The organism is Stenotrophomonas veracruzanensis, assembly GCF_032911525.1.
In the GTDB taxonomy this organism is placed as follows: Bacteria; Pseudomonadota; Gammaproteobacteria; order Xanthomonadales; family Xanthomonadaceae; genus Stenotrophomonas; species Stenotrophomonas africana.
The window spans coordinates 22,420-29,755 of sequence record NZ_JAWJTI010000044.1; the positions used below are offsets into that span (position 1 = coordinate 22,420).

At 64.9% G+C, this 7,336-nt stretch carries 8 protein-coding genes; 5 read left to right on the plus strand and 3 right to left on the minus strand.

Features of this window, described 5'->3' with window-relative positions:
• Positions 1-20 precede the first annotated feature (20 nt).
• Positions 21-416, plus strand: coding sequence for a glycine cleavage system protein GcvH (gcvH, locus tag R1H25_RS18440; RefSeq protein WP_049445410.1), 396 nt, complete (start codon positions 21-23; stop codon positions 414-416).
• Positions 417-708: 292 nt separating this feature from the next.
• Here the strand turns inward: gcvH and R1H25_RS18445 are convergent, their stop codons facing one another.
• Complete coding sequence (locus R1H25_RS18445; RefSeq protein ID WP_317224296.1) at positions 709-1,008, minus strand: hypothetical protein; 300 nt, start codon at positions 1,006-1,008, stop codon at positions 709-711.
• Positions 1,009-1,191: 183 nt separating this feature from the next.
• Here R1H25_RS18445 and R1H25_RS18450 point away from each other — a divergent pair, with 183 nt between their 5' ends.
• A complete protein-coding gene (locus tag R1H25_RS18450) occupies positions 1,192-1,710 on the plus strand; it encodes a hypothetical protein (protein ID WP_019338693.1) in 519 nt (172 codons plus the stop codon).
• 119 nt (positions 1,711-1,829) lie between these two features.
• On the opposite strand, the gene R1H25_RS18455 is transcribed toward R1H25_RS18450, so the two are convergent.
• Positions 1,830-2,723, minus strand: a complete 894-nt coding sequence (locus R1H25_RS18455; protein WP_317224297.1) for a LysR family transcriptional regulator — start codon at positions 2,721-2,723, stop codon at positions 1,830-1,832.
• Between the two features lie 113 nt (positions 2,724-2,836).
• Between R1H25_RS18455 and R1H25_RS18460 the strand changes: the two genes are divergently transcribed.
• Complete coding sequence (locus R1H25_RS18460; protein ID WP_317224298.1) at positions 2,837-3,595, plus strand: SDR family oxidoreductase; 759 nt, start codon at positions 2,837-2,839, stop codon at positions 3,593-3,595.
• A gap of 174 nt (positions 3,596-3,769) precedes the next feature.
• Here R1H25_RS18460 and R1H25_RS18465 read toward each other — a convergent pair whose 3' ends face one another.
• The gene (locus tag R1H25_RS18465) at positions 3,770-5,170 is read right to left on the minus strand and encodes a serine hydrolase (protein ID WP_099589856.1); all 1,401 of its coding nucleotides are present in this window, start codon (positions 5,168-5,170) and stop codon (positions 3,770-3,772) included.
• 286 nt (positions 5,171-5,456) lie between these two features.
• On the opposite strand from R1H25_RS18465, the gene R1H25_RS18470 reads away from it, so the two are divergent.
• Positions 5,457-6,785, plus strand: a complete 1,329-nt coding sequence (locus R1H25_RS18470) for an MFS transporter (RefSeq protein WP_317224299.1) — start codon at positions 5,457-5,459, stop codon at positions 6,783-6,785.
• A gap of 75 nt (positions 6,786-6,860) precedes the next feature.
• A complete protein-coding gene (locus R1H25_RS18475; RefSeq protein WP_317224300.1) occupies positions 6,861-7,211 on the plus strand; it encodes a DUF1304 domain-containing protein in 351 nt (116 codons plus the stop codon).
• The last annotated feature ends 125 nt before the right edge of the window (positions 7,212-7,336 follow it).

Consider the following 7,336-nt stretch of genomic DNA (forward strand, 5'->3'; position numbering starts at 1 on the left):
CATATCTCTGGAGCAGTCCCATGAGCGAGATCCCCGGCGACCTCAAGTTCCTCAAGTCCCATGAGTGGGCCCGTGTCGAAGGCAATGGCCGTGTCACCGTCGGTATTTCCGACCACGCCCAGGGCCTGCTGGGTGACCTGGTCTACGTCGAACTGCCGGAAGTCGGTGCCGACGCCAAGGCCGGTGAACAGATCGCCGTTGTCGAGTCGGTGAAGGCCGCCTCGGACGTCTACAGCCCGATCAGCGGCAAGGTGGTCGAGGTCAACTCGGCCCTGTCCGACAAGCCGGAAACCATCAACGAAGATGCCTACGGCGAAGGCTGGATGTTCGTGGTCGAACTGACCAACGCCGAAGAGGTCAACGAGCTGCTGGACCCGGACGCGTACGCCGAAGTCCTGGAAAACGACGACCACTGAGTCGTCACTTCCGGTCTCTGGAACGGCCACCTTCGGGTGGCCGTTTTTGTTTTGGCGGCCGCGTCGGACTCATGACGCGGGGTTCGCTGCGCACCCTCGGCGTGGCATCAGTCGACAGACGAACGGTGCCGACGGGCGTGCGCAGTTTTGCGCAAATCCGCGTTTCCACCCCGCGCCGACGCACTCGGATGTGAAAACTTTTCGCCTCCCGTTGCGGTGCCGTTGTGCTGGCGTTGTCGCCGGTGCCGGTGACCATCGACGATGCGCTCGCACTGTTGCGCCTCACCCGCGCCTATCTGCGCGGAGTGCTTATTTCAAGTGCTTTTTGATTATCGCCTGCATCGACATCGATGCGGGCAACGCGCGTGCGCGCCGCTTCCGCCGTCGTTGCAGGCCGTGCAGGGTGGTGGCGCAGGCGGCGTCCGGAAAGGCGCGGATGTGAAAATTTTTCGCGGGGGTTGTTGACAGTAAAAAAAACCGTGATTAGGTTTCGCCTCAGCAGACCTTGCCTGCCAAACCGAGTGCGCAGAATCAATCGTCCGATGCGAAGCAGCCCCTTCAAGACCACCGCGACCCAGATGACGGTGGACATGGCCCCGCTTCCCCCGGAGAAATGCAAGGCACCTCCCGTTCCGATGCCCGCTCCGCCGATCGAGGCGGGCATCGCCGCATCCGTAACGGCGCGCATGACGCGCCGGCGGTCCCCGCACGCAGCATCAGCGGGTTTGATCCACCTGGGCGTTTCAACTCCCTATCACTGACGAGGAGCCATCCCATGGCAACCAAGAAAGCTGCGAAGAAGAAGCCCGCCGCCAAGAAAGCGGTGAAGAAGGTCGCGAAGAAGGCCGCTGCCAAGAAGGCAGTGAAGAAGGTCGCGAAGAAGGCGACCGCCAAGAAGGCAGTGAAGAAGGCTGCGAAGAAGGTCGCCAAGAAGGCCACTGCGAAGAAGGCAGTGAAGAAGGCGGCGAAGAAGGTAGCCAAGAAGTCCACTGCCAAGAAGGCCGTCAAGAAGACCGCGAAGAAGGCCGTCAAGAAGGTAGCCAAGAAGGCCACCAAGAAGACTGCCAAGAAGGCAACGGCCCGCAAGCCGGCCAAGAAGGTCGCGAAGAAGGCCACTGCCAAGAAGGCCGTCAAGAAGACCGCCAAGAAGGCAGTAAAGAAGACCGCGAAGAAGGCCACCAAGAAGGCTGCCCCGAAGAAGGCAGCGAAGAAGGTTGCCAAGCGCAAGCCGGCCGCCCGCAAGAAGAAGGCCGCTCCGGTCGCTCTGCCGGCAACCCCGGCGCCGCTGATCTAAGTACTTCCCGATAGCCGCATCCTGAAACCCCCTTCCCCGGCTGCCCAGCGGGGAGGGGGTTTTTTTATGGGCCGTTTGTAGCGTCGAGCCATGATCGACTGTTCTTCTGAGCGTCGAGGCTAGCGGTGCGCCGCCGGTGGAAAGCGCTCCACCAGGAAGTCCAGAAAGCTGCGCAGTCGCGTCGAGTGGTAGCGATCATGGGCGTAGACCACGTGCATCGGCCGACCGGTCTGGCCGTGCTCCGGGAACAGCTGTACCAGGCGCCCGGCGTCGACGTCGGCAGCCAGCAGCAGTGCCGACTGCAGCACGATGCCCAGCCCATGCAGCGCCGCCGTACGCAGCGCTTCGCCGTTGTTGATCTGCAGCCTGCCGTCGGGCGCACGGTCGAGTTCGCCAGTGTCGGCCTGCAGCCACTGCGCGAGTGCCGTCGGTTCGAAGGACAGGCACTGGTGCCGGGCAAGTGCCTGCAGATCGGTGGGCGTGCCATGCCGGGCGAGGTACGCGGGCGAGGCACACATCATCAACCGGTACGGCGTCAGTGCGCGCGCCACCAGTGTGCTGCTGTCGGCCAGCGTACCGATGCGCAGTGCCGCTTCGAATCCTTCTTCGGCGAGGTCGACGACGCGGTCGCTCAGCGTCGCCTCGACACGCACGCCAGGATAGCGCGCCATATAGTCGGCCAGCGCAGGCACCAGTGCATGCGTGCCGAAGATCACCGGTGCGCTGATGCGCAGCGTGCCTGCTGGTTCCAGCCGCTGGTGCTGGGCCTGTGCATCGGTTTCATCCACCAGCCGCAGGATCTCCCTGCAGCGGGCGTAGTAGTCCTCGCCGAACGGTGTCATGTGCTGGCGCCGCGTGGTGCGGCTCAGCAGCTGCATGTCCAGGCGTGCTTCCAGTGCACGCAGGTGCTTGCCGGCCATCGTCGCCGAGATATCCATCGCCGCCGCCGCAGCGCTGAGGCTGCCCTTGTCCACGATCAGCACGTAGACCTGCATGCTCTCCAGCAGGTTCATCTGACACCCCGGGTGTTGAATGCTGAAACCTGCGTGGAGTTTATCAATCAGGGGTGATCAAACAGCATGCACTGCACGGGCCGGATGTACCGGCTGGCTGATTGGAGAACATCATGGATCTGGATCTTGAAGGGCGCACCGCGCTGGTCACCGGTGCAGGCAGTGGCATCGGTGCCGGTGTTGCCCGATTGCTGGCGGCCCAGGGCGTACGCATTGCGATCAGCGCACGACGTGCGGAACCGCTGCAGGCGCTGGCTGAAGGGATTGAGGCCGCGGGTGCGCCGGCACCGATCATCCTGCTCGGTGACGTCACTGATGCGGAGGATGTACGCCGCATCGGGGATGCAGCCTTGGCGGCGCTGCAGCGCGTCGACATCCTGGTCAACGCGGCGGGGGGATCGCGACCAACCCCGGTGGATGCCGGTGACGATGTCTGGGAGGAGGCGGTCGCGCTGAACTTCTCTGCAGCCCGGCGCCTGACCCAGGCGCTGCTGCCGGCGATGCAGGCGCAGGGCTGGGGGCGGGTGATCAATTTCAGTGGCTCGATGGAGCCGCGCGCAGTGAACGCGGCTACCGCCGCGAAGGCGGCACTGCACCTGTGGGGCAAGGGGCTGGCCTCCGAAGTGGCCGGGCAAGGCATCACGGTGAATGCAATCGCGCCGGGACGGATCAACAGCGCACAGATCCTCGGCCGCCTGCATCCCACCGAGGAGAGCCGACGCGAGTTCATTGCCCGCAACATTCCGATCGGGCGTTTTGGTGATCCGGAGGAGGTGGCGCCGCTGGTGGCCTTTCTGGCCTCGCCCTTGGCCGGCTACATCACCGGCGCGGTGATTCCGGTGGACGGCGGCATGCACTACTTCGCGCACTAGCCCTCCGTTTGTAGAGGCGAGCCACGCTCGACTGTTTTTCGCCACGAGTCCGCTCAGCCGCGCATGGCTCGGCTCTACAGGCCCAGCGGAGTCGAGCATGGCTCGACTCTACAAGAGGCAATAAAAAGGGCGACCCTCAGGCCGCCCCTCCCATCCACGGTCGAGCCCGCCAGATCAGCGCGGCGATGCCACCGCACGGTTGCTCGAAGCACCTTTGCCCTTGCGCTTGTCCTGCTGTGCCGGGCTGGCGCCCTCGGCCATCAGGTTGTCGCTGCCGAAGTCGGTGTCAACGTCCAGCCAGCGCTGCGCCGGCAAGCCCAGTGCAGCATCGAGCACGGTCGGCAGCAGGCCGCTGGGAAGGCCGCTTTCGCCGTTCCACATGATGGCGATGCCGAGGTCGCGTTCCGGCACCAGTGCGACCAGGCCGCGGTAGCCCTGCACGGCGCCGGCATGGAACACGACGTCGTGGCCGGCGTAGTCGAAGGTGCGCCAGCCCAGTGCGTAGCCGGCCGAGTGCAGGCGCTCGCGGCGCCAGCCCGAACGCATCTCGCCGGGGGTGTTGATCAGGCTCGAATGCAGGGTGGCCAGCAACGGGGCCGGCAGCACGTCGGGGCGATGGCCGGTGTGGGCCAGCAGCCACTGCGCCATGTCACTGGCGCTGGCGTTGACGCCGGCCGCCGGAGCAACGCGGTAGTAGGTCGGCTTCGGCGTCAGCGAGACCCAGCCATTGCGGCTGCGCACGTGCGGACGTGCCCAGCGCGAACTGGCCTGGATGCCGGCCAGGCCGAGGCTGGCATCGTTCATGCCCAGCGGCTTGAAGATGCGTCGCTCGACCGACTGCTCGTAGAAGCTGCCGGAGGCGGCATAGACGACGTCGCCGATCAGGCTGAAGGCCACGTTCTGGTAGGCGTAGCAGTCGCCCGGCAGGCACTTCAGGCTGGTGTTGGCCAGCTTCTGGGTCAGCGAGTAGTACTCGGCGTTGCCTTCGATGTCGCGGTCGTAGGCGTTGTAGGGCAGGCCGACGCGATGGCTGAGCACGTCGGCCACGGTCAGGCGGTCGGTGGCTTCCGGCGAGTTCAGGCGGAAGCCCGGCACGTAGTCGGTGACCTTGCTGTCCCAGCGCAGGGTGCCATCGTTGACCAGCAGGCCGGCCATGGTGCCGGCGAATGCCTTGGACAGTGACGCCAGGCGGAACACGGTGTGGGCATCGACCGGCAGCGGGTTGTTGACGTCGGTAACGCCATAGCCACGCGCGCTGAGCACGCGGCCACCCTGCACGATGGCCACGGCCATGCCCGGCACGCGCTCGCCATAGGTGAGCTGCTGCGCCATCGACTCAATGTTGGCGACGTTGAAGCCGGCGGCCGGGGCCTGCACCTGCGGCACCAGGCCGGTGCGGTAGGCCGCGGGCTGGGTGTGAGCCACTGCAGCGCCGGCAGCGGATTCGATGTTGGCCGGCATCGGCGGCAATGGTGGTGGGGTCTGCGCGGTGGTGGACAAGGCAACGGGCATCAACATGCCCAGCAAACCGGTGGCCGCCGAACGGATCGGACGACGCAGGCTGTTCTTTTTCATCGGTTGGACCCGTGCGCGACTGCTGATGGCGATTCTAGCGCCGCTTTTCCCCTGTGCACAAACAAAGCGAAGATGAATGCGCATCTCGTTGAAAAAGTTGGAATTTTGACGCCCCGAAGGCGTGTATCGGAACGTGTCATCCGGGCCCGGTCATGACTGTCCATTGCGGCCTTCAGACGGCCTCCTGCTGGCGATGTTGCAGTGCATTGGCTAACGTACGCGCTTCACCGCCCCCGGAGCCTGCCATGCCGCTGTCCAACCGCCGTCGTCTGGCGAGGGACGCCGCGTGAGCGCGGTGAGGGGCAGCGGGCCGTTGCGTGGGCTGACGGCGGCACTGCGTGAGTCTCCGGCGCTGTGGTGGTCGTTCCTGTATTTCTTCTGCCTGCTCAGCGGCTACTACGTGCTGCGCCCGGTGCGTGAGGCGATGGCCGCTTCGGCCGACCTGGAGAGTGTGTTTCCGCCGATGCTGATTGCCTGGTTCGCCAGCCATGGCATCGCGTTGAAGGACTTCGTCCTGCAGTTCCTGTTCTCCTGCGTGTTCGTGATCATGCTGGTGCTGCAGCCGGTGTATGGCTGGCTGGTCAGCCGCTTCCCGCGGCGCGTGTTCCTGCCGGTGGTGTACGGGTTCTTCATCGTCACGCTGCTGGGCTTCTACGTACTGTTCGATAGCGGTGTGCCAGGCCGTGGCATGGCCTTCTTTTTCTGGATCACCGTCTTCAACCTGTTCGCGGTGGCGGTGTTCTGGAGCTTCATGGCCGATGTGTTTTCCAACGCACAGGCACGTGCCTTCTACGGTTACATCGGCGCAGCTGGCACCATCGGTGCTTTCCTCGGTCCGATCATCACCAGTGCGCTGGTGCAGCGCGTGGGTATCGCCAACCTGATGCTGGTCTCGGCCGGTTTTCTCGCCATCTGCCTGTTGAGCATCTGGCGGCTGCGGCACTGGGCGGTGCTGCGAGAGCATGAGCAGCAGCTGGTGTCCGGCGAACAGCCAATGGGCGGCAGCGTGCTGGACGGTCTGAAACTGATCGCGCGTGAGCCGTTGCTGCGCTGGCTGGCGATCATGGTGGTGTTCGGTGTGGGCGTGGGCACCCTGTTGTACAACCAGCAGGCCAGCATCGTGCGTGCGGCGTTCAACGATGCAGGTGCCGCCACGGCCTTCTTCTCGCGCATCGACCTGGCGGTGAACGCGCTGGCGCTGTTGATGCAGCTGGCCCTGACCCGCTGGCTGCTGTCACGCCACGGCATTGCACCGGCCCTGTTGATCCCTGGATTTGCGATCCTGATCGGCTTCTCGGTGCTTGCCGCTTCACCCATGCCGTTGATGGTGGCAGTGGTACAGGTGATGACCCGGGCCAGCGAGTTCGCATTGGCCAAGCCGGCGCGCGAGACCATCTACACGCGCGTGGACCGGCAGTGGCGCTACAAGGCCGGCGCAGCGATCGACACGGTGGTGTACCGCGGCGCGGACCTGAGCTTTGCGTGGGTGCACAAGGGCTTGTCGCTGTTTGGTTCACACGTGGTGTTCATCGGCGGCGTGGTGGTTGCCGCGTGCATGACCGCCGCCGCATTCGGTGTACTGCGCGAAGAAAAGAAGCTGCCGCGCGACCGCTGATTTTCCGGGGTCAGATCCCTTTCCCATGGGGAAGGGATTTGATCCGATTCTTCTTCCCTGTCCAAGGAACCGCCCATGTACTGGATCGCACTCGCCCTGACCTTGCTGGTCGCACTGCTTCACGTCTACTTCCTGGTGCTGGAGATGTTCCTGTGGACCCGCCCGCTGGGCCTGAAGATGTTCCGCAACACGCCGGAGAAGGCCGAGACCACCCGCGTTCTGGCGGCCAACCAGGGCCTCTACAACGGCTTCCTGGCGGCGGGCATCGGGGTGGGTCTGGTGATCGACCAGCCGGTGCTGGTGACCTTCTCGTTGGCCTGTGTGGTGGTGGCGGGGTGCTATGGCGCGTACAGCGTGAGCCGGCGCATTTTCATGATCCAGGCGGTGCCGGCGATCCTGGCGTTGGTGTTGCGCGCGCTGGCGTAGTTTCCAGCCAACGGCGCAGCCCCTCGTGGGTTGGCCACGTAAAGCTTGTCATGGGTTGGCCGGGCGGGTTGGGTTCGCGGGGGACGCCGCAAGTACGTCCTTGTAGGCTTGGCCGCGGCATCCAT